This window comes from Ruania albidiflava DSM 18029, assembly GCF_000421225.1.
GTDB lineage: Bacteria > Actinomycetota > Actinomycetes > Actinomycetales > Beutenbergiaceae > Ruania > Ruania albidiflava.
Genome location: NZ_ATWL01000003.1, coordinates 21,502 through 40,599 on the forward strand (window position 1 = coordinate 21,502; position 19,098 = coordinate 40,599).

Here is a 19,098-nt window from a genome sequence, read left to right on the forward strand (position 1 = left end):
GGGTCCGTGAGAATCCTGCTGATCGGATCTGGAGCCCGGGAGCATGCGCTCGCCCGCAGCCTCGCCGCCGACCCCGCCACCAGTGCGCTGACCGTGGCCCCCGGCAACCCCGGGATCGCAGCGCTCGCGGACACGGCGGACGTGCAGGCGACCGACCCCGCTGCTGTGGCTGCGCTGGCCCAGCAGCTCGATGCCGACCTGGTGGTGGTCGGCCCGGAGGCACCGCTGGTCGCCGGGGTCGCCGACGCTGTCCGTGCGGCTGGCATCCCGGTGTTCGGGCCGGATGCGGCTGCTGCCCGGCTGGAAGGGTCCAAGGCGTTCGCCAAGGAGATCATGGCGGCGGCGAACGTGCCCACGGCGATGGCCAGGGTGTGCCGCACCATCGACGAGGCCGACGACGCGCTGGACTCCTTCGGCGCCCCGCACGTGGTCAAGGACGACGGGCTGGCTGCCGGCAAGGGGGTGGTGGTCACCGGTGACCGGCAGGTCGCCCACGACCATGCCCACGGGTGCGTGAGCCGGGACCGGCGCTCCAGCGTGGTGGTCGAGGAGTACCTGGACGGCCCGGAGATCTCCCTGTTCTGCCTGTCCGACGGCACGCACGTGGTCCCGCTGGCTCCGGCGCAGGACTTCAAGCGCCTCGGCGACGGGGACACCGGACCGAACACCGGTGGGATGGGCGCCTACTCCCCGCTGCCGTGGGCGCCGGCGGACCTCACCGAGCAGGTGGTGCAGCGGGTGGCGCTGCCCACGGTGCGCGAGCTGGCCCGCCGGGGCACCCCGTTCGTCGGGCTGCTCTACTGCGGGCTCGCCCTCACCTCCCGCGGGCTGCGGGTGGTGGAGTTCAACGCCCGGTTCGGCGACCCGGAGACCCAGGTGGTGCTCGCCCGGTTGGAGTCCTCGCTGGCCTCCGCGCTGTACGCGGCCGCGACCGGCCAGCTGGACACGCTGCCGGACCTGCGCTGGAGCGATGATGCCGCCGTCACCGTGGTGCTCGCCTCCGCCGGGTACCCGGCCAGCTCCCGCAGCGGGGACGTGATCACCGGTGTGCCGGCCGCCGAGGCCCTGGACGGGGTGCACGTGCTGCATGCCGGCACCGGCACCGCTGCCGGTGGGCTGGTCACGGCCGGCGGCCGGGTGCTCTCGGTCGTCGGGCGGGGCGCCGGGATCGCCGGCGCCCGGGCCGCCGCGTACGCGGGCGTGCAGCAGATCGCCATCGACGGCGGCCAGTTCCGCACCGACATCGCTGCCGGACGCTAGCGGTCAGCTCTCCAGGTAGCGGGCCAGGTTCGCCAGCGACTCGGTCATCCCCTCCGCTGGCAACCAGCCGGCCGACGCCACCGGGTCGAGCAGCGCGGCGAACACCTCCTCCGGTGCTGCCGGGATCAGCCGTTCAGCGGTGGCCACCCTGCTCATCGGTGCGCCGTGAGCTGTTCGAGGGCACTGTCCTGGCCGGCGCTGATCTCCTCCGGTGTGGCCGTGGCGGACTCCGCCACCACCTGTGCCCACTGGTCGATCGAGGCCTTGGTGAGGTCGAGGACCTCCTGGCTGTGCGTGCTGGTCACCGGTTCCTCGAGGGGCTCTCCGCCCAGGTAGCAGGACAGGGCGACCAGCGCAGTGTCCCAGCGGGGGCCCACCACGAGCGCTTCTGCACCGCTGCCCGCATCGGAGATCGGTACTCCGTGGGTGAGCTGGAGGGTGGTGAAGTCACCGGCGTAGGCGAGCTCGACGGTGAGCAGGCTCTCCGGACCGTCGAACGTGAGCATGAAGTGCTCCCGCGGCCGGCACTCCCAGATCTCTCCGCTGGTGGTGTCCCCGATCTGGTACCTGCCGCCCTCGCGGAACTCACCGGCCACGAGCGCAAACCAGCGGGAGAGCTGTTCCCGGTCGGTGAGCGCATCCCAGACCTCGTCGTGGGCGGCGCGTAGGTCTCGGCGCAGCAGCACGGTGACAGTCAGCGGGTCCCGGCGCACGTGCCGGGTGACCGCAGCCAACTCGGCATCGGTGTCGAACATGCTGACCTCCTCCAGCAGGGTCCTTCTCTTCTTCAGTGTGGCACCGAGCACGAGGCTCGGCCATCGCGGACCCGGGACGGTGACGGCCGCGGTGGTGAGACGGTCGTCGGGACTGCGGAGGCGGAGCCGCGACCGCCCGCATAGAGTGCGAGCAGGACAGGTCGTGGATCGAGGACAAGGAGGCCGACGGCGTGGTGGACCCGGACTTTCCGCTCTGGCTGCGTAGCACTCACCTGATCAACTTCCTGCTGATGGGCATCGTCCTGCGCAGCGGATGGGAGATCCTCGCGTCCCTGCCCCGGCTGTGGTGGCGCAACGACTGCAAACCGGGCACCGAGTGGCTCCGGTTCACCCGGCGCCGGCTGCCCAAGGAGGAGGGCGTCTACACCTCCCTGATGGACGAACGCAGCGCGCACCCGCTGCTCACCCTGCCCGGCCGGAAGAACGTGGGTCTGGGCCGGCACTGGCACGGTCTGGGCGTCAGCCTGTGGCTGCTGAACGGCCTGGTGTACGTGGTGCTGCTGCTGACCACCGGACTGTGGCGGCGGATCGTCCCGACCTCCTGGGACGTGTTCGGCCAGGCGTGGGACTCCCTGGTGGTCTACCTCGGGTTCGGGGTGCCCGCGATCGAGCACTTCCAGCCCTACGACGCGTTGCAGATGCTCGGCTACACGGTGATCGTCTTCGGCGTGGCGCCGCTGATGATCCTCACCGGCATCGCGATGTCCCCGGCGGTGCGGTCCCGGTTCCCCTGGTACGTGAAGCTCTGGGGCGGGCACCAGGGCGCCCGGTCGGTGCACTTCCTCGGCATGGTCGTGATGACCCTGTTCATCATCATGCACGTCGGGCTGGTGTTCCTGGTCCACCCCGAGTACAACCTGCCGCACATGGTGTTCGGGGTCACCGACACCGCACGGTACGCGCAGGCGTTCACGATCGCGGTGGCGACCATCGTCGTGGTGGTCGGCCTGTGGATCGCGCTGAGCTACCTCACGCTGGCGAACCGGCCCCGCGCCCACCGCGTGCTGGTCACGCTCACCGAGCCCGTGCGCCGCCTCGCCCTGGCCCGGTTCAAGCCCCGGATGGGCCGGCAGCGCAGCTTCACCGAGGACGACCTGTCCGAGTTCCACTGGACCAACGGGCTGCCGCCGACCGCCGACGAGTCGACCGAGTGGCTCGCGCACCGGGACGCCGGCTTCACGGACTGGCGCCTGCAGCTGGGCGGAGAGCTCAGCGGGAAGACCTTGCAGCTCAGCCTGGAGGACCTGCAGCGCCTGCCACGGACGGAGTACATCGCCGTGCACACCTGCATGCAGGGCTGGTCCGCCACCTCGAAGTGGGCCGGTGTCTCCCTGCAGGACGTGCTCGATCTCCTCGGCCCGCGCCCACCGGCGGCGCAGTACGTGCTGATCACCTCCTACGGGCTGGCGCAGGAGATGATCGACCACCGCCCCCGGGAACCGTTCTACTCCGTGCTGGACCTGGACACTGTGGCGGAGCCGGAGACGATCCTGGCCTACGAGCGCAACGACCGGCCGCTCGAGGTGCACCTGGGTGCCCCGCTGCGGCTGCGGGTGGAGTCCCAGCACGGCTACAAGATGGTCAAGTGGATCCGGTCGATCGAGTGGATCGTCGACTATGCCGACTATGGTGATGGCCGCGGCGGAACCCGTGAGGATGCCGCACTGCAGGCGTTCAACGGCAGGATCTGACCAGGAGGTCCGGATGATCAGCAGCACCTACCGGGTGAGCGGGATGCTCGCTCCGGACGATGCCCGGGTGATCAAGGACCACCTCGCCGGCGTGCCCGGTGTCGGAGCTGTGGCCACGGAGATCCGCCCGGACGGCGAGTCCGTGATCATCCTCAAGCACCAGGAGGACGCCGCACCGGACCGGGCCGTGCTGGCGGCGGCGTTGCAGTCCGCCGGGCACTACACGCTCGGCTGATCCCGGTCGCGCGGGCGGGTGGGCGCATCCTGCGCGCTGGCGCGCGCAGCGTGCTCGCGGGTGCCCGCAGCACCCCCGCCGACGCCCGGAACATGCCGGATGTAGGTGGCGGTGGTACGCACCGGGGTGAAGCCGAGCGAGGCGTACAGCTCTCCGGCGCCCTTCGGGTTGGCGCTGTCCACGTCCAGCTCGATCACGTCGAACGCGCCCGCGGCGGCGGCTGCGGAGATGGTGGCACCCAGCACCGCCCGCGCCAGCCCCTGCCCCCGGGCCTCCTGCCGGGTGCCGACCAGGGTGACGTACAGCTCCTTCTCGGTCCACTGCGAGGTGGTGCAGTAGGCGAGCACCGTTCCCGCTCCGTCGGTGACCACCCGGGCGAACGCCGGCCGGGCGGCATGGCCGGCGACCACGTTCCGCCACCGGTCCGGACCGATCGGTGCGCTGCCCCAGTGGCTGGCGAACGCGTCGTTGTGCGCCAGCCGGGTGGCCTCGTACAGGTTCTCGGTGAGCGGCTCGGTACGCGGGTCCGGCGGCGGTACCTCACCGGGCAGCGGCCGGGCCATCACGGTGAAGTACCGGGCCGGGTGGTAGCCGCGGTCGGCCAGCACCGCCCGCACCGGGTCGCTCTCCAGCCCTGCCTCCACCCGCAGGTCCACCGGTGCGCCCGGGTGGCGCTCGGCAGCCAGTGCCAGCGCCCGCGCCTCGGTCTGCTCGAACATCGCGGTGGCGATGCCGCGGCCGCGGTGGTCCGGGTGCACACCACCACCGAGCCCAGCTCGCACGTGCCCCTCGCCGTGGGTGAGGCCTGCGCCCACCCGCACCACGGCGAAGGCCACCAGACGGTCACCGTCCCAGACCGCCACAGTGTCCTGGGCGGGGTCGAGGAACGGGGCGGCGAGCTCCTCCGCCAGGTCCACCTGGTCGTAGTGCTCACCGGTGCCGTCGACGTCGGCGAGCAGGTTCACCAGCTCGGCCCAGGCGGGCAGAGACGCGGTGGTCAGGGTCTCCCAGCGCAGTGTCACCCGGTCACGATAACGGGCCGCAGCACCCCCGCACGCACCAGGTCCCGCACCCCGTGGGCCGGTGGCTCCACATGGAACCGCACCGCACCGCCGGGCTGGTCGAACCAGGCCGGGGTGGTCTCTGCCTGCACCTCCACCGCCTGCGTGGCGATGAACACCACCTGCGCCGCGCCCGGCCCCCACGCCGAGGGCGGCAACGAGCGCTGCTGCCACGGGGTGTCCCACAGGTAGAAGTACAGCCCGTCCACAGTGCCGAGCCGGTCGTAGGGCAGGCCGGTGGCGAGGTTCGTGATCATCCCGCCCGGCCCGGCAGCGCCCACCCGGGAGGCCAGCTCGGTGAGGTTCTGCGCCGCGGCAGCCAGCCGTGCCTGCAGGTCGGCAGCGGTCACCGGCACCGGTGCCGGCATCGGCGCGGTGAGGTAGGCCCAGGCGGCGTCGCAGGCGGCCCGCTCGGTGTAGAACTCGCCGAGCAGCACGTGCTGGCCGTAGTCGGCCACCTGCAGCCCGTAGTGCCGCACGCCGTAGCGGACCACCTCCACAGTGCCCTCGAACGCCTCCTCGGGCGGGTCCCCGGGCAGCACCACCCCACCCCGGGGGTGGCCCAGCCGGTCCAGCCCGGCGCGCAGCTGGCCAGCCGCCTCCCCCTCGAACTCCTCCGGCGCCAACCAGGCCACCGTGTGCTCCCGGTCCCGAGGGAAGCGGCGCAGGTCGGCGAGCCACTGCCGGTCACTGGGCACCGGCGCGCCAGGGGGCGCGACCAGCATCGAGGGCTCCGGCGAGTTCCAGTACGGCCGCTCGTCGTAGCTGTAGTCGGTAGTCGTCTCGCCCGCGGCGGTGACAGTGTGGGTGACCAGCAGCCAGGTACCGGCGCCCTCGGTGGCCATCTGGGCGCGCAGCTGGATCAACGCGCTGGTCGCCTCGTCCGGCACCTGCTCCCAGCTGGCGCTCTCCGGGCGGACGAGCAGCAGCCGTCCGCTGTGCTGGGTGCTCGCCTGCGACCACTGCAGCTCCAGGCGCACCCAGTCGCCGCGCACGGACGCCGTCAACGCCCGCGAGATGCGGGTGAGCAGCTCGGACTGCGCGGCGAGGTCCATGCCTTCGATCCTCCCATCCCGATGGTCTGCTCCGCCCGGAGAGTGGGACACTACCGAGGTGACTGCTCACCACGCACCCGCCCTGGCCGGCTGGCGGCACGCCTACTCTGGCAAGGTCCGCGACCTGTACGTCCCCGACGACGGGTCCGACGGCCGCGTGCTCGTGGTCGCCTCGGACCGGATCAGCGCCTACGACCACGTGCTGCCCACCGAGATCCCGGACAAAGGAGTGGTGCTCACCGCGCTGAGCCTGTGGTGGTTCGACCAGCTCGCCGACCTGGTGCCCGGGCACGTGCTCTCCACCGACGTGCCCGAGGATGTGGCCGGCCGGGCGATGGTCTGCCACCGCCTGGACATGTACCCGGTGGAGTGCGTGGCCCGCGGCTACCTCACCGGTTCCGGGCTGGCCGAGTACCGCAGCACCGGCGCAGTCTGCGGGGTGCCGCTGCCCAGTGGTCTGGAGGACGGGTCCCGGCTGCCGGAGCCGATCTTCACCCCGGCCACCAAGGCCGCAGTGGGGGAGCACGACGAGAACGTCACCTTCGAGCAGGTCGCCGCGCAGATCGGGCACGACGACGCCGCTCGCCTGCGCGAGATCACCCTCGCCGTGTACGCGCGTGCGGCAGGTATCGCCGCTGACCGCGGCATGATCCTCGCCGACACCAAGCTGGAGCTCGGCCTGGACTCCGGCGGCACCCTGGTGCTCGGCGACGAGGTGCTCACCCCGGACTCCTCCCGGTACTGGCCGGCCGAGTCCTGGCAGCCGGGCCGTGCCCAGCCGAGCTTCGACAAGCAGTACGTGCGCGACTGGCTCACCTCACCCGCCTCCGGGTGGGACCGCAGCAGCGACGTGCCCCCGCCGCCGCTGCCCGAGGAGGTGGTCGAGCGCACCCGGGAGCGGTACGTCCAGGCCTACGAACGCATCACTGGCGAACAGTTCTGAGCCTGCGGTCTCCCGGCGCCGCCGGGCCTCCTCGATGCCGAAGGCCACGGCCGCCTCACCGACCGAGGTGGGCAGGTATCCGACGAGAACGGTCATCGTGGTTCCTCCTTGAGCACGGCCGGGCGGGCTGCCACCAGCGTGCCGTGGCGGCCCCGCCAGCGCAGCGAACGGCAAACGGTGGGTCCTGCTGCCCGTCGCCACAGCTGCCGGCACAGGCTACGGTGCGGGCAGGAAAGGGGGTAGAGGCGATGACGGTCACACAGGTGGCGCCCGTGCACCGGTGGATCGCTGTCCTGCTGCTGGTGGTGGCGGTGGTCTCCGCAGCGGTCCGGATCGTCACGGGGGTGCCGGAGCTGGTTGCTGCGGGTGTCTCGATGAGCACTGTGCTCGGCGGCGTGTTCCTGGTCGGGTTGGCGATCCTGACACTGGCGTGGACAAAGGGGATGGTGTGGCTGCTGCGCGGCACGGAGGCACAGGTCGAGGTTCCAGACCGCGGTGAGGTTCGTCTCGTCGAAGGGCGTCACGTCGAGCAGGTCAGCGGCGTGGTCAGCGAGCAGGTCACCGCGCACACGTTCTGGAGGTGGAGCTGGGTGCGAGCCCAGGGGCGGACTGTGCGGGTGGACGGACGCGAGATGCCGAACCGTACCCGGGTGACGTTCGGAGTCATGGGCCCACGGCAGCACGCAGAGGACGTGGCAGCCTGGATACGGTCCGCCCTGCAGACCGAGCGCTAGGGGTGGGCGCACTCCCCGGTAGGATCGAGCCGTCGCTTCGCCCACCGCCGAACAGGAGTCCGCACCGATGGCACATGTCGTCGTGGAGGTCATGCCCAAACCCGAGATCCTCGACCCGCAGGGCAAGGCGGTGGCCGGTGCGCTGCCGCGTCTCGGCTTCACTGGCTTCACCGGGGTCCGCCAGGGCAAGCGGTTCGAGCTGGAGATCGACGGGCCGGCCACCGACGAGGCCCTGGCCAGCGCCCGCAAGGTCGCCGAAGAGGTGCTCTCCAACCCGGTGATCGAGGACGTGGTCTCCGTGCACTGGGCCGAGCAGGCCGGCACGGCAGACCCGGCGGAGGCCCGCTGATGAGCCGCATCGGTGTGATCACCTTCCCCGGCAGCCTGGACGACCGGGACGCCGCCCGCGCCGTGCGGCTGGCCGGCGCCGAACCGGTGCGGCTGTGGCACGCCAGCGACTCCCTGGCCGGAGTGGACGCTGTGGTGCTGCCCGGTGGCTTCTCCTACGGCGACTACCTGCGCGCCGGCGCGCTGTCCTCCTTCGCCCCGATCATGACCAGCCTGGTGGACGCCGCGAACGCGGGCCTGCCGGTGCTCGGCATCTGCAACGGCTTCCAGATCCTCTGCGAGACCCACCTGCTCGCCGGTGCGATGATCAAGAACACCCAGCTCACGTTCGTCTGCACCGACCAGGTGCTCCGGGTGGAGAACACCTGCACCGCCTGGACCCACCAGTACAGCGAGGGGGAGCAGATCACTGTCCCGCTGAAGAACCAGGACGGGCAGTTCATCGCCGACGAATCCACCCTGGACGAGCTCGAGGGCGAGGGCCGGGTGGTGTTCCGCTACGTCGGCAACCCGAACGGCTCCCGCCGTGACATCGCCGGTATCACCAACGCCCGCGGCAACGTCGTCGGCCTGATGCCCCATCCCGAGCACGCCGTCGAGCCCGGCTTCGGCCCGAGCACCGACGGGCTGCGGTTCTTCAGCTCCGCACTGACCGCCACCCTCGCCGGCGCCTGACCCAGGCCCGCCGCACCGATGACCACCACCCCGCTGCCCGTCGTGCACGCCTGGACCGACGGCGCCTGCAAGGGCAACCCCGGCCCCGGCGGCTGGGGGGCGGTGCTGCAGTCCGGTGCGCACGAGCGTGAGCTCTTCGGCGGCGAGGAGTCCACCACCAACAACCGGATGGAGCTCACTGCGGTGATCGAAGCGCTGCGCGCGCTGAACACCCGGTGTGCGGTCACCCTGCACGTGGACTCCGCCTACGTGATGAACGGTATGCAGTCCTGGCTGCCCGGCTGGAAACGCAACGGCTGGCGCACTGCGGCGAAGAAGCCGGTGAAGAACGAGGACCTGTGGCGGGCCCTGGACGAGCAGGTCGCCCGGCACCAGGTGCAGTGGGTGTGGGTGAAGGGCCACTCCGGCGATGCGGGCAACGAGCGCGCCGATGCGCTGGCGAACCGTGGCGTGGAATCACTTCGGACCTGAGCGGATCCTGGTGGCAGACTGAGCCACCATGCGGAAGAAGCGGACCGACAAGGCCACGCCCCCAGCTGCCCCACCTGCCCCGGTGAGCCGACCTAGTCTGGTGAGCGCCGCCGTCGTGCTGGCTGCGTTGACCGTGGCGGCCGTGGGCCTGCACCTGCTGTCCTCCATCGTGGCGCCGGCGTTCTTCGCGCTCACCCTGGTGATCACCGCACGGCCGCTGCAGCGGCGCCTGGTGCGGTGGGGGATGCCGAAGATGCTCGCCGCGATCCTCGTGCTGCTCGTCCTGTACGTCGTGCTGCTGGTGCTGCTGGTGGCCACCGCGGGGGCGCTGGCACAGGCCGCGCTGGAGCTGCCGAAGTACTCCGCCGCGTTCCAGCAGATGTACACCGACCTGATCGACTGGTTGGCCACCTTCGGTGTGGACGAGACGGCGCTGACCGGGCTGATCGAGGGGGTGGACCTGAACCGGGTCGCCGCGGTGGCCGCCTCGGTGCTGGAGAGCATGTCCTCGGCGGGCGGTCAGTTCCTCATCCTCGTGGTGGTGATGTTCTTCCTGGCGATCGACTCCACGGTGCTGTCCTCCCGGTGGTCGCTGATCTCCTCGGCCCGGCCCGAGCTGGGCAAGGCGCTGCAGCGGTTCTTCACCGGGGTGCGCAAGTACTGGCTGGTGTGCACGGCGTTCGGGCTGATCGTGGCGGTGCTGGACGTGATCGCGCTGATCATCATCGGCGTGCCGCTGGCGCTGGTGCTCGGCCTGCTCGCGTTCGTGACCAACTACATCCCGAACGTCGGGTTCATCATCGGGCTGGTGCCGGCCGCGCTGCTCGCCCTGCTCAACGGTGGGCTGAGCGACATGGTGTGGGTGATCGTGGCGTACTGCGTGCTGAACTTCACCATCCAGACGATGATCCAGCCGAAGGTCACCGGGGACGCGGTCGGCCTCAGCCCGGTGGTCTCGTTCCTGTCCTTGACCCTGTGGACCCTGGTGGTCGGGCCGCTGGGGGCGATCCTGGCGGTGCCGCTGACGCTCGCAGCCAAGGCGATGTTGGTGGACGCCCACCCGGAGGCGCGCTGGATCAACGCCTTCCTGGTCGCCGAGCCGGATGCGCGCCAGTACCTACGGCAGCAGGCGAAGGCCGCCTGACCCTGGACCACACGGCAACGGCGACGACAGCGAGACGGCAGGGGACGAAGCGCAGCGAGGTCGAGCTCCGGTTCGACGTGTAGTCGCGGGTGCAACTGGTGCATCACGGTCGATGCGCCAGGGCATCAGCGCAGTGGGGTCACCGAGCCACTGAAGTGGCGGGCACCGGAGCGCGCGTTCCAGCCCAGGTACTCGACACCGGCGGCAGTGCCCTCGCTCACGCCGCTGCCGCCCGCCGGCCGCACTGCGAACGCCACCCGGCCCGGCAGCAGCACCGGCTTGCCGAAGGTCACGTCCCAGCTGAACACCTCGGCGCCGCCGGTAACCGCAGCGGTCAGCGCCCGCGCGGCGGTGTACATCCCGTGCGCGATCGCCCGCTTGAAACCGAACAGCCGCGCCGGCACCGATCCCATGTGGATCGGATTCCGGTCGCCGGAGACCTCCGCATAGCGGCGCCCGGTGTCCGCCCCCAGGTGCCACTGCGCTGTCGGCTGCGGCAGCTTCTGCCCCCAGGCCGTGCCCGCACTCGGTGTCTCCGGCGCTGCCGGCAGACCCGGAAGGGTGCGCCCCCTGGCCAGGTAGGTGGACCTGCCCCGCCAGGCCACGCCGTCGGTGGCGGACCCGGTGACCTCCACCACCAGCTCCACCTGCGTGCCCTTGCGGTGCGCGGCCAGGTGCTCCGCCCACGCCCGCACCTCGAGCGCTTCACCGATGTGCAGCGCCCGGAGCTGGTCCACCCGGTTAGCCACGTGCACCATGCCCAGCAGCGGCAGCGGGAAGTCCTCCCGGGCCATCACCGCCATCGCCACCGGGAAACCGAGCACGTGCACGAACCCGGCCGGCAGACGGTCGCTGGCCGCCACGTCGCCGAGCACCCGCTGATAGCTGACCAGCTGCTCGGCATCCACCGGCACGTCCGCCACCCGGTAGACCACGTCCGGCAGCGTGGTGGACTGCGTCAGCGGGCGCACCATCAGCCGGGCGGAGCGACCCAGGGCGTTCGCATACAGGCTGCTCAGCGACGGCACCGCCGCCAGCGTCTGCTCAGCCATCAGGCACCCACCAGGTTCTGCCCGCACACCCGCAGCGTCTCGCCGTGAATACCCCCGGCCTGCGGGGAGAGCAGGAACGCGATCGCCTCGGCCACGTCTACCGGTAGACCGCCCTGCTGCAGCGAGTTCAACCGGCGCGCCACCTGCCGGGTCAGCGCCGGCATCCGTGCGGTCATCTCGGTCTCGATGAACCCGGGCGCCACCGCGTTCGCCGTGCCGCCGACCGCCGCGATCCGCGGGGCCAGCGCGCGGGTCAGGCCGATCACCCCGCCCTTGGTGAAGGAGTAGTTCGTCTGCCCGCGGTTGCCGGCGATGCCGGAGGTGGAGGACAGGGACACCACGCGCAGCCCGTCCGGGGCCACGTCCGCACGGGCCAGCAAGGCCTCGTTCATTCGCAGCTGGGCGGCCAGGTTGACCGCCACCACCGAGTCCCACCTCTCCGCGGTCATGTTCGCCAGCAGCTTGTCCCGGGTGATACCCGCGTTGTGCACCACCCCGTCCAGCCGGCCATACCGGGCGACAGCCAGATCGACGATCCGGTCCGCGGCACCGTCCCCGGTGATGTCCAGCTGCAGCGCCGTGCCGCGCACCTCGTTCATCACTGCGGCCAGCTGCTCCCCGGCGACCGGCACGTCCACACCGATCACCTGCGCCCCGTCCCGGCGGACGGTGCGTGCGATCGCGGCACCGATCCCACGGGCCGCGCCGGTGACCACGATGACCCGACCGGCCAGGGGACGGGTCCAGTCCTGGGGGACGGCGCCGTCGGTGGAGTCCACCTGCACCAGCTGCCCGGAGACGAATGCCGAGCGCGCGGACAGCAGGAACCGCAGCGCCCCGCCGACGCTCACCGCTCCAGCGCTCACGCCCTCGGCTAGCACGAGCCCGTTCCCGGTCCCGCCGGCACGCAGCTCCTTGGCCAGCGAACGCAGCATGGCATCCACACCCTGCCGGGCGGCGGCTACCGCCGGCTCCTCCGCCTCGGCTGCCGGGCGGGACACGGTCACCACCCGGGCACACGGCGCCAGGGAGCGCAGCACACCTCCGAGGGTGAGCACCCGCTCGGAGAGGTCCTGCGGACCGGTGACGTCGGTCAGGTCCAGCACCACCGCCCCGAGCTTGCCGCTGGAGGGGGCGTTGCGCCGCACGTCCAGGTCCCAGGACAGCAGCCACTCGGCCAGCGCGTCACTCTCCGGGCCGCGCCCGACCAGCAGCACCGGGCCGGGAACCAGCGGCTGGTCCACCCGGGCGGGCTCAGTGCGCCGCAGCCGCGCCGGCCGGGGCAGACCGAGCTTCTTGGCGAGCTCCTTGGTGACCCCGGAGTTCACCAGGTTCAGGTAGGTGTCGCTCATCGGTCACCGTCCTTCGCCGCAGCCGGCGCCTCGAGGATCATCGCCACCGCCTGACCGCCGGCCGCGCACACGGAGATCAGGCCGCGCGCCGGCTCGTCCGGCTCGGCATCCTTGGCTCGGCGCAGCAGCGTGGCCAGCGTGGCCACGATCCGCGCCCCGGTGGCGGCGAACGGGTGCCCGGCGGCCAGCGAGGAGCCGGCCACGTTCAGCTTCGACCGGTCCAGCTCGCCGAGTGCGGGCAGGTGGACCTTGGTCTGCATGAACTCCTCGTCGGCCCAGGCGGCCACCGTGGTCAGCACGGTGGAGGCGAACGCCTCGTGGATCTCGATGAAGGTGAAGTCCTCCAGCCCCAGGCCCTGCCGCGCCAGCAGCCGCGGCACGGCGTACGCCCCGCCCATCAGCAGCCCCTCCGCACCGTGGACGAAGTCGACAGCCGCAGCCTCGGCATCGACCACGTGCGCCAGCACCGGCAGCCCCCGCTCAGCAGCCCACTCGTCGGTGCCGAGCAGCACCGCGGCTGCGCCGTCAGACAGCGGGGTCGAGTTCCCGGCGGTCATCGTCGCACCCGGGGAGGACGTGCCGAACACCGGGGTCAGCTTCGCCAGCTTCTCTGCCGAGGTGTCCGGCCGCAGCGACTGGTCCCGGGTGAGCCCGCGGAACGGGGTGATCAGGTCGTCGAACAGGCCGTCGTCGTAGGCCCGGGCAAGGTTCTGGTGCGAGGCGAGCGCGACCTCGTCCTGCGCCTCGCGGGTGATGGACCACCGGCGGGTGGTGATCGCCTGGTGCTCACCCATCGACATCCCGGTGCGCGGCTCGTTCACGCTCGGCGCCACCGGGGCCAGGTCACCGGGCCGCAGGCTGCCGACCAGCTTCACCTTCTCCGCCACGCTCTTGGACCGGGACAGCTTCATCAGCGTGCGCCGCAGCCGGTCGGAGACCACGATCGGAGCGTCCGAGGTGGAGTCGGTGCCGGCGGCGATCCCGGTCTCGATCTGCCCTAGGGCGATCTTGTTCGCGATCGCGGTGACCGCCTCCACGCTGGTGCCGCAGGCGCGCTGGGTGTCGAAGGCGGAGGTGTGTGGATCCAGTCCGGAACCGAGCACCGCCTCCCGGGTGAGGTTGAAGTCCCGGGAGTGCTTGAGCACAGCCCCGCCCGCCACGTCACCGATGCGCTCACCCTGCAGGGCGAACCGGGCCACCAGCCCGGTCAACGCCGCGGTGAGCATGTCCAGGTTGGCGGCGCTCGCGTAGGCACCACCGGCCTTCCCGAACGGGATCCGGTTCCCACCGATCACTGCGGCCTTGCGGACAGGTGCTGTGCTGCGCTCGGCGGGCGCGGGCTTGCGTGCCATGAGAGATCCTCACTGTGGGGTCGGGGCCACGATGTGTCTAGGACCAAGAGTACCTGATACTCTGAGTACGTGAGTAGGGTCACGACAACGTCGGGTCGACGCAGTGGTGTCGCCGCGTCGAACGGCGCCACCGCAGCAGAGGTGGACGGCCGCTCCCGTCGCTGGCAGACGCACCGTGCCGAACGCCGCCGGGAGCTGAGCCGACAGGCGCGTCGCGCGGTGCACCACAGCGGCCCGGACCTGTCCATGGACGAGTTCGCCGCCGCGATGGGCACCTCGAAGTCGATCGTCTACCGGTACTTCACCGACAAGGCCGGGCTGCAGGCTGCGGTCAGCGAGCTCGTCCTGGAGGAGATGGCCGAGGCGTTCGAGACCGCCGCACACTCCCAGGCCGACCCTCGCCAGCGGCTGCGGCAGATGGTCGGGGTGTACGTGGACATGCTCGACTCCTCCCCGAACGTGTACCGGTTCGTCACCCGCGCCGACGGCGGAGCGGACCTGTCCGCGTTCCTCACCGCGATCTCCAGGTATGTGCAGATCCCGCTCGCCGACGCGTTGGCTGCGGCCGGGGACGACGCCGACCTGGCGCCCACCTGGGCGGCCGGCATGGTCGGTTTCGTCCGTGGTGTCGGCGAGTCCTGGCTGGCTGCCGAGGCCGACGAGCACACCACCGCCGAGGTGATGGCGGACCTGATCTCCCACTGGCTGTGGACCGGTGCCGATGCCGGCGCCCCCACCCTGACCACCGACGAGAGGTAGACCTTCCATGACGAGCATCCAGCAGGCGGACCTCCGCATCGACACCGCCGCCGTCGGCAGGATGGTGGACGGCCGCTGGGCCGACTACCGCCGCCAGGCGCGAGACATCTTCCTGGACCCCGAGCTGCGCAAGCAGGACGGGCTGAGCATGGCCGAGCACCGCGAACGAGTGCTGGCGCAGGCGAAGAAGCTTGTGGACCTGGGCATCGTCCAGCGCGCCTTCCCCGAGCGACTGGGCGGCCAGGACGACCCGGGCGGCAACCTCGCCGGCTTCGAGGAGATGGCGGTCGGCGACCCGTCGCTGCAGATCAAGGGCGGTGTGCAGTGGGGCCTGTTCGGTGCCGCGATCCTGCACCTGGGCACAGAGCAGCACCACGACCGTTTCCTGCCCGGCGCGATGGACCTGAGCGTGCCCGGCGCGTTCGCCATGACCGAGATCGGCCACGGCAGCGACGTCGCCGCGATCGGCACCACCGCGACCTACGACCCGGACACCGAGGAGTTCGTGATCCACACCCCGTTCCGCGGGGCGTGGAAGGAGTTCCTCGGCAACGCCGCCGTGCACGGGGTGGCCGCCGTGGTCTTCGCCCAGCTGATCACGGGCGGGGTGAACCACGGCGTGCACGCCTTCTACGTGCCGATCCGGGAGAACGACGACGGCGTCGCCGGCGACTTCCTGCCCGGGGTCAGCGGTGAGGACGACGGCTACAAGGGCGGCCTGAACGGTGTGGACAACGGCCGGCTGGCCTTCGACCAGGTGCGCATCCCGCGCACCAACCTGCTGAACCGGTACGGGGACGTGGCTGCTGATGGCACCTACTCCTCCCCGATCGAGAGCCCCGGGCGCCGGTTCTTCACCATGCTCGGCACCCTCGTGCAGGGGCGGGTGTCCCTGGGCGGCTCGGCCGTGGTGGTGGCGAAGATGGCGCTGGCCACCGCGATCCGCTACGGCAACGAGCGCCGTCAGTTCACCGGCGGGGACGAGAACGTGGAGACCGTGCTGCTGGACTACCAGCAGCACCAGCGCCGGCTGCTGCCGCTGCTGGCCCGCACCTACGCGGCGCAGTTCATGCACAACCAGCTGGGCCAGCGGTTCCACGAGGTGTTCTCCGGCGAGCACGATACCGACGGTGACCGGCAGGACCTGGAGACCCTGGCGGCGGCGTCCAAGCCGGTGAGCACCTGGCTGGCGCTGGAAACCATCCAGATGGCCCGCGAAGCCTGCGGCGGTGCTGGCTACATGGCGGAGAACAAGCTCGTCGGCTGGCATGCGGACATGGATGTGTATGTCACCTTCGAGGGTGACAACAACGTGCTGCTGCAGCTGGTCGGCAAGCGGCTGCTCACCGACTACAGCCGGGAGATGGCCCGTATGGACGTGGCCGGCGCAGTGCGCTGGGTCGCCGACCGGGCCGTGGACATGACCCTGCACCGCACGCCGCTGCGCCGGACCGCGCAGTCGATCCAGGACTGGGGCTCCCGGGCCCGGTCGGCCACGGAGGTGCGCGATCCCGAGGCGCAGCGCGAGCTGCTCGAGGACCGGGTGGAGTCGATGGTCGAGGAGGTCGCCCTGGCCCTGCGCGCCGGCAAGGGGGCACCCCCGCAGGTGGCCGCGGACCTGTTCAACTCCCACCAGCACGACCTGATCGAGGCGGCCCGAGCGCACGCCGAGCTGCTGCAGTGGGAGGCGTTCACCGAGGCGCTCGAGAGCATCACGGACTCCGGTACCCGGACGGTGATGACCTGGTTGCGGGACCTGTACGGGCTGACCATGATCGAGAAGAACCTCGCCTGGTACCTGCTGAACGGTCGGCTCTCGGCCCAGCGGGCTCGCACGGTGACCAGCTACATCAACCGGCTGCTGCCTCGGCTGCGCGCCCACGCCGTCGACCTGGTGGATGCCTTCGGTTACACGAAGGAGCACATCGGCGCCACCATCGGCACCGGGGTGGAGGCCGAGCGGCAGGCCGAGGCGCGCGAGTACTACCGGCGCCAGCGGGCCTCGGGTGACAGCCCGATCAGCGAGAAGGACCTGCGCAGGGCCAAGGCCAGCTGACCTGCTCCCGGTCCCGCGAGGGTGGCCCGATGGCCGCGAGGGTGCACTTGTGGCTGCGAATCGCGCAGATCGCAACCATAGGTGCACCCTCGCGAGCCAAGGGCGGCAGGTTGGGTGGGGCGGGGTCGCGGCGGTTGGGTGGGGCGGGTCGCGGGTCAGCTCGCGGCGCGGGCCAGCTCTTCGGCCTCCACCTCCGCGTTCCACTTCTTCTTCGCCGCGCGCCACTGCTCGTCGTTGTTGCCGCGGCGCCAGTACCCGGAGATGGACAGGTCCTCCTTCGGCACCCCCTTGGTGAACCGCAACCAGGAGCGCAGCTCCTTGACCGTCATCGCATCGCCGTGCACGAACGCGTGCACCCGACCGGGTGGGAACTCCAGGTCGGTGACCGCGCGCACCAGGTCCTCACCCGGCCCGCCAGTCGCCTCCGAACGGTGGATCCAGCGCACCTGGGCGTGCGCGGAGGTGAGCAGGGTCTGCTCCTCAGCCGGGTCGGCGACCTCGATGAACGCGTGCACCTTGGCCCCTTCGGGCATCGCCTCCAACGCAGTGGCGATCGCCGGCAGCGCGGACTCGTCCCCGACGAGCAGGTGCCAGTCCGCCTCCGGGTCCGGGGCGTAGGCGCCGCCCGGACCGGCCAGCTGGACCTGGTCGCCGGGCTGCACCCGCTCCGCCCACGGTCCGGCGATGCCCTCCCCGCCGTGCACCACGAAGTCCAGCGCAGCCTGTCCGGTCTCGGCATCGAACCAGCGGATCGTGTAGGTGCGCATCACCGGCCAGTCCTCAGCCGGGATCCGAGCCTTCACCTCCTCCACGTCGAACGGTTCGACGACGCCACTTCCGGGGCGGGGCAGGATCACCTTGACGTAGGCATCGGTGTTGCCTGCCGGGTCGACGGCCAACGGGGCGCCGCCCGGGCCGGAGAGCACGACTCGAATCATCTGCGGGGTGATCCGCTCGGTACTGACCACCTCGGCACGCTGCGGTGCACGACGAGCCACAAAGACCTCCTTGATTAGGTAAGGCCAGCCTAACAAAATCCCGAGCGGGAGGGTCCGGACCCCTGGTGCGGGAGAGGTGCCGGGAGCCGCAAGGATGTGGTGAGCCCGGTATCCGGACCGCTCAGGCGGCGACCTTGGTGAGGGCTGTGGCGAGGTAGCGGGCACGATCATGGGCCTCGGCCATGGAGGCGGCATGCTTGGGCAGCAGAGGCGCCATCGACGCAGTGTGCGGCGCCAAGGTGAGCTCGGGGACCACGGTGGCGACGTCCAGGCTGAGCAGCTCGGCCCGTCCCAGGATCGCTTCGAGCGTCGGCACCACGTAGTCGAAGCCGTGGTACGGGGCCTCGGGGCCATAGCTTCCGCCGCGCGCCGAGATCAGCACCGCAGGTCGCCCTGCGGCCGGTGCCGGTCGCACCGTGCGGCCGACGACGACGATCTGGTCCAGCCACGCCTTGAACACCGACGGCATCGTCAGGTTGTACATCGGTACGGTGTACAGGTAGGCGGAGGCGTTGACGAACTCGTCGATGAGCTCGCCCCGCAGCGCCGCGGCGGCAGCCTGCTCCTCGGTGTGCTCGGTCAGGTGTGCGGTGGAGATATGCGCCAGCGACGGGCTGGAGCAGGAAGTGGTCGTCCGGTGGTGTGTGCCACCGGGGTGTTACATACTGGGAGTGCGGTTGCAGACCGGGAGAGAGGTGGCCAGATGGCGTCCGTGCGACAGCTCCGAGGCCCGTGCCAGGCCTGGCCGGAGGACAGCAGCTTCATCCGCGAGGTGCTCGACCGGATCGGCGACAAGTGGACCATGCTGGTTGTCAGCACCCTGGGTGCCGAGCCGCTGCGCTACTCCGACCTGCAGGCGAGCATCCCCGGCATCTCGCAGCGGATGCTCACCCAGACGCTCAAGCATCTGGAACGCGACGGGCTGCTCACTCGGACCGCCTACGCCGAGGTGCCGCCGAGGGTGGAGTACGAGCTCACGGACCTGGGGCGGTCGCTGCTGGACGCGGTGATGGCGATGGCGGACTGGGCGGCTGCCCATCACAATGAGATCGCCAGCAACCGAGCGGCCAGCCAGGAGACCGGTGTAGGCCGGGAGCGGGCGCGTACGGGAGCGCCCACCCGGTGATCGGCGGGCG

21 protein-coding genes are annotated in these 19,098 nt (G+C 71.2%); 12 read left to right on the top strand and 9 right to left on the bottom strand.

The genetic code is table 11. The annotated features are described in order from the left end of the window. The first annotated feature begins 6 nt into the window (after positions 1 to 6). Positions 7 to 1,260: a phosphoribosylamine--glycine ligase gene (gene purD, locus K338_RS0104380; protein WP_022916965.1), complete on the top strand. Its 1,254-nt coding sequence runs from the start codon at positions 7 to 9 to the stop codon at positions 1,258 to 1,260. Between the two features lie 3 nt (positions 1,261 to 1,263). Here purD and K338_RS25450 read toward each other — a convergent pair whose 3' ends face one another. Both K338_RS25450 and K338_RS0104390 read right to left on the bottom strand, forming a co-directional pair. Further along, entirely contained in the window at positions 1,264 to 1,416 is a 153-nt protein-coding gene (locus tag K338_RS25450; RefSeq protein ID WP_022916966.1) for an SRPBCC family protein, read from the bottom strand. Continuing rightward, positions 1,413 to 2,015 (bottom strand): SRPBCC domain-containing protein, encoded by a 603-nt coding sequence (locus K338_RS0104390; RefSeq protein WP_022916967.1) that lies wholly within the window; start codon positions 2,013 to 2,015, stop codon positions 1,413 to 1,415. Before K338_RS0104390 ends, K338_RS25450 begins: the two co-directional genes overlap by 4 nt. Positions 2,016 to 2,206: 191 nt before the next feature. Here K338_RS0104390 and K338_RS0104395 point away from each other — a divergent pair, with 191 nt between their 5' ends. Together K338_RS0104395 and K338_RS0104400 are read left to right on the top strand one after the other, a co-directional pair. Further along, a complete protein-coding gene (locus K338_RS0104395) occupies positions 2,207 to 3,727 on the top strand; it encodes a molybdopterin-dependent oxidoreductase (protein WP_022916968.1) in 1,521 nt (506 codons plus the stop codon). A gap of 13 nt (positions 3,728 to 3,740) precedes the next feature. Then, positions 3,741 to 3,962: a hypothetical protein gene (locus K338_RS0104400; protein ID WP_022916969.1), complete on the top strand. Its 222-nt coding sequence runs from the start codon at positions 3,741 to 3,743 to the stop codon at positions 3,960 to 3,962. On the opposite strand, the gene K338_RS20470 is transcribed toward K338_RS0104400, so the two are convergent. Together K338_RS20470 and K338_RS0104410 are read right to left on the bottom strand one after the other, a co-directional pair. Further along, the gene (locus tag K338_RS20470; RefSeq protein WP_022916970.1) at positions 3,947 to 4,984 is read right to left on the bottom strand and encodes a GNAT family N-acetyltransferase; all 1,038 of its coding nucleotides are present in this window, start codon (positions 4,982 to 4,984) and stop codon (positions 3,947 to 3,949) included. The two genes, K338_RS0104400 and K338_RS20470, sit on opposite strands and share 16 nt — an antisense overlap. Further along, positions 4,981 to 6,078 carry a TNT domain-containing protein gene (locus K338_RS0104410; RefSeq protein WP_022916971.1) on the bottom strand — a complete coding sequence of 366 codons (1,098 nt, stop codon included), beginning with the start codon at positions 6,076 to 6,078 and terminating at the stop codon, positions 4,981 to 4,983. Before K338_RS0104410 ends, K338_RS20470 begins: the two co-directional genes overlap by 4 nt. 58 nt (positions 6,079 to 6,136) lie before the next feature. Here K338_RS0104410 and K338_RS0104415 point away from each other — a divergent pair, with 58 nt between their 5' ends. From K338_RS0104415 to K338_RS20475, 6 genes are all read left to right on the top strand, one after another. Continuing rightward, positions 6,137 to 7,021 (top strand): phosphoribosylaminoimidazolesuccinocarboxamide synthase, encoded by an 885-nt coding sequence (locus K338_RS0104415; RefSeq protein ID WP_022916972.1) that lies wholly within the window; start codon positions 6,137 to 6,139, stop codon positions 7,019 to 7,021. A gap of 248 nt (positions 7,022 to 7,269) precedes the next feature. Continuing rightward, positions 7,270 to 7,755, top strand: coding sequence for a hypothetical protein (locus tag K338_RS0104420; RefSeq protein WP_022916973.1), 486 nt, complete (start codon positions 7,270 to 7,272; stop codon positions 7,753 to 7,755). 67 nt (positions 7,756 to 7,822) lie between these two features. After that, positions 7,823 to 8,104, top strand: coding sequence for a phosphoribosylformylglycinamidine synthase subunit PurS (purS, locus tag K338_RS0104425; RefSeq protein WP_022916974.1), 282 nt, complete (start codon positions 7,823 to 7,825; stop codon positions 8,102 to 8,104). After that, positions 8,104 to 8,778: a phosphoribosylformylglycinamidine synthase subunit PurQ gene (purQ, locus tag K338_RS0104430; protein WP_022916975.1), complete on the top strand. Its 675-nt coding sequence runs from the start codon at positions 8,104 to 8,106 to the stop codon at positions 8,776 to 8,778. Before purS ends, purQ begins: the two co-directional genes overlap by 1 nt. A gap of 18 nt (positions 8,779 to 8,796) precedes the next feature. Further along, positions 8,797 to 9,249, top strand: a complete 453-nt coding sequence (gene rnhA / locus K338_RS0104435) for a ribonuclease HI (RefSeq protein ID WP_022916976.1) — start codon at positions 8,797 to 8,799, stop codon at positions 9,247 to 9,249. A gap of 28 nt (positions 9,250 to 9,277) precedes the next feature. Further along, positions 9,278 to 10,393: an AI-2E family transporter gene (locus K338_RS20475; protein ID WP_084480612.1), complete on the top strand. Its 1,116-nt coding sequence runs from the start codon at positions 9,278 to 9,280 to the stop codon at positions 10,391 to 10,393. 125 nt (positions 10,394 to 10,518) lie between these two features. Here K338_RS20475 and K338_RS0104445 read toward each other — a convergent pair whose 3' ends face one another. Genes K338_RS0104445 through K338_RS0104455 form a run of 3 tightly spaced genes read right to left on the bottom strand, consistent with a single transcriptional unit; the run spans position 10,519 to position 14,149 of the window. Further along, a complete protein-coding gene (locus tag K338_RS0104445) occupies positions 10,519 to 11,445 on the bottom strand; it encodes a MaoC family dehydratase (protein WP_022916978.1) in 927 nt (308 codons plus the stop codon). Then, complete coding sequence (locus K338_RS0104450) at positions 11,445 to 12,797, bottom strand: 3-oxoacyl-ACP reductase (protein WP_022916979.1); 1,353 nt, start codon at positions 12,795 to 12,797, stop codon at positions 11,445 to 11,447. The genes K338_RS0104445 and K338_RS0104450 overlap by 1 nt, the downstream gene beginning before the upstream one ends. Continuing rightward, on the bottom strand, positions 12,794 to 14,149 hold the full coding sequence (locus tag K338_RS0104455; protein WP_022916980.1) for an acetyl-CoA C-acetyltransferase: 1,356 nt from the start codon (positions 14,147 to 14,149) through the stop codon (positions 12,794 to 12,796). The genes K338_RS0104450 and K338_RS0104455 overlap by 4 nt, the downstream gene beginning before the upstream one ends. A 69-nt stretch (positions 14,150 to 14,218) precedes the next feature. On the opposite strand from K338_RS0104455, the gene K338_RS20480 reads away from it, so the two are divergent. Next, positions 14,219 to 14,908, top strand: coding sequence for a TetR/AcrR family transcriptional regulator (locus tag K338_RS20480; protein ID WP_022916981.1), 690 nt, complete (start codon positions 14,219 to 14,221; stop codon positions 14,906 to 14,908). Positions 14,909 to 14,915: 7 nt separating this feature from the next. Continuing rightward, positions 14,916 to 16,964, top strand: coding sequence for an acyl-CoA dehydrogenase family protein (locus K338_RS0104465; RefSeq protein ID WP_022916982.1), 2,049 nt, complete (start codon positions 14,916 to 14,918; stop codon positions 16,962 to 16,964). Positions 16,965 to 17,119: 155 nt separating this feature from the next. Here K338_RS0104465 and K338_RS0104470 read toward each other — a convergent pair whose 3' ends face one another. Beyond that, positions 17,120 to 17,962, bottom strand: a complete 843-nt coding sequence (locus tag K338_RS0104470; RefSeq protein ID WP_022916983.1) for a siderophore-interacting protein — start codon at positions 17,960 to 17,962, stop codon at positions 17,120 to 17,122. Between the two features lie 121 nt (positions 17,963 to 18,083). Beyond that, a complete protein-coding gene (locus K338_RS20485) occupies positions 18,084 to 18,569 on the bottom strand; it encodes an NAD(P)H-dependent oxidoreductase (protein ID WP_084480616.1) in 486 nt (161 codons plus the stop codon). A 96-nt stretch (positions 18,570 to 18,665) separates the two neighbouring features. Here K338_RS20485 and K338_RS20490 point away from each other — a divergent pair, with 96 nt between their 5' ends. After that, complete coding sequence (locus K338_RS20490; protein WP_022916985.1) at positions 18,666 to 19,088, top strand: winged helix-turn-helix transcriptional regulator; 423 nt, start codon at positions 18,666 to 18,668, stop codon at positions 19,086 to 19,088. The last annotated feature ends 10 nt before the right edge of the window (positions 19,089 to 19,098 follow it).

Coding starts and splice junctions, on each gene's coding strand:
- K338_RS25450 (WP_022916966.1), bottom strand. CDS start 1,416: ATGAGCAGGGTGGCCACCGCTGAACGGCTGATCCCGGCAGCACCGGAG.
- K338_RS0104390 (WP_022916967.1), bottom strand. CDS start 2,015: ATGTTCGACACCGATGCCGAGTTGGCTGCGGTCACCCGGCACGTGCGC.
- K338_RS0104400 (WP_022916969.1), top strand. CDS start 3,741: ATGATCAGCAGCACCTACCGGGTGAGCGGGATGCTCGCTCCGGACGAT.
- K338_RS0104410 (WP_022916971.1), bottom strand. CDS start 6,078: ATGGACCTCGCCGCGCAGTCCGAGCTGCTCACCCGCATCTCGCGGGCG.
- K338_RS0104420 (WP_022916973.1), top strand. CDS start 7,270: ATGACGGTCACACAGGTGGCGCCCGTGCACCGGTGGATCGCTGTCCTG.
- purS (WP_022916974.1), top strand. CDS start 7,823: ATGGCACATGTCGTCGTGGAGGTCATGCCCAAACCCGAGATCCTCGAC.
- purQ (WP_022916975.1), top strand. CDS start 8,104: ATGAGCCGCATCGGTGTGATCACCTTCCCCGGCAGCCTGGACGACCGG.
- rnhA (WP_022916976.1), top strand. CDS start 8,797: ATGACCACCACCCCGCTGCCCGTCGTGCACGCCTGGACCGACGGCGCC.
- K338_RS20475 (WP_084480612.1), top strand. CDS start 9,278: ATGCGGAAGAAGCGGACCGACAAGGCCACGCCCCCAGCTGCCCCACCT.
- K338_RS0104445 (WP_022916978.1), bottom strand. CDS start 11,445: ATGGCTGAGCAGACGCTGGCGGCGGTGCCGTCGCTGAGCAGCCTGTAT.
- K338_RS0104450 (WP_022916979.1), bottom strand. CDS start 12,797: ATGAGCGACACCTACCTGAACCTGGTGAACTCCGGGGTCACCAAGGAG.
- K338_RS0104455 (WP_022916980.1), bottom strand. CDS start 14,149: ATGGCACGCAAGCCCGCGCCCGCCGAGCGCAGCACAGCACCTGTCCGC.
- K338_RS0104465 (WP_022916982.1), top strand. CDS start 14,916: ATGACGAGCATCCAGCAGGCGGACCTCCGCATCGACACCGCCGCCGTC.
- K338_RS20490 (WP_022916985.1), top strand. CDS start 18,666: ATGGCGTCCGTGCGACAGCTCCGAGGCCCGTGCCAGGCCTGGCCGGAG.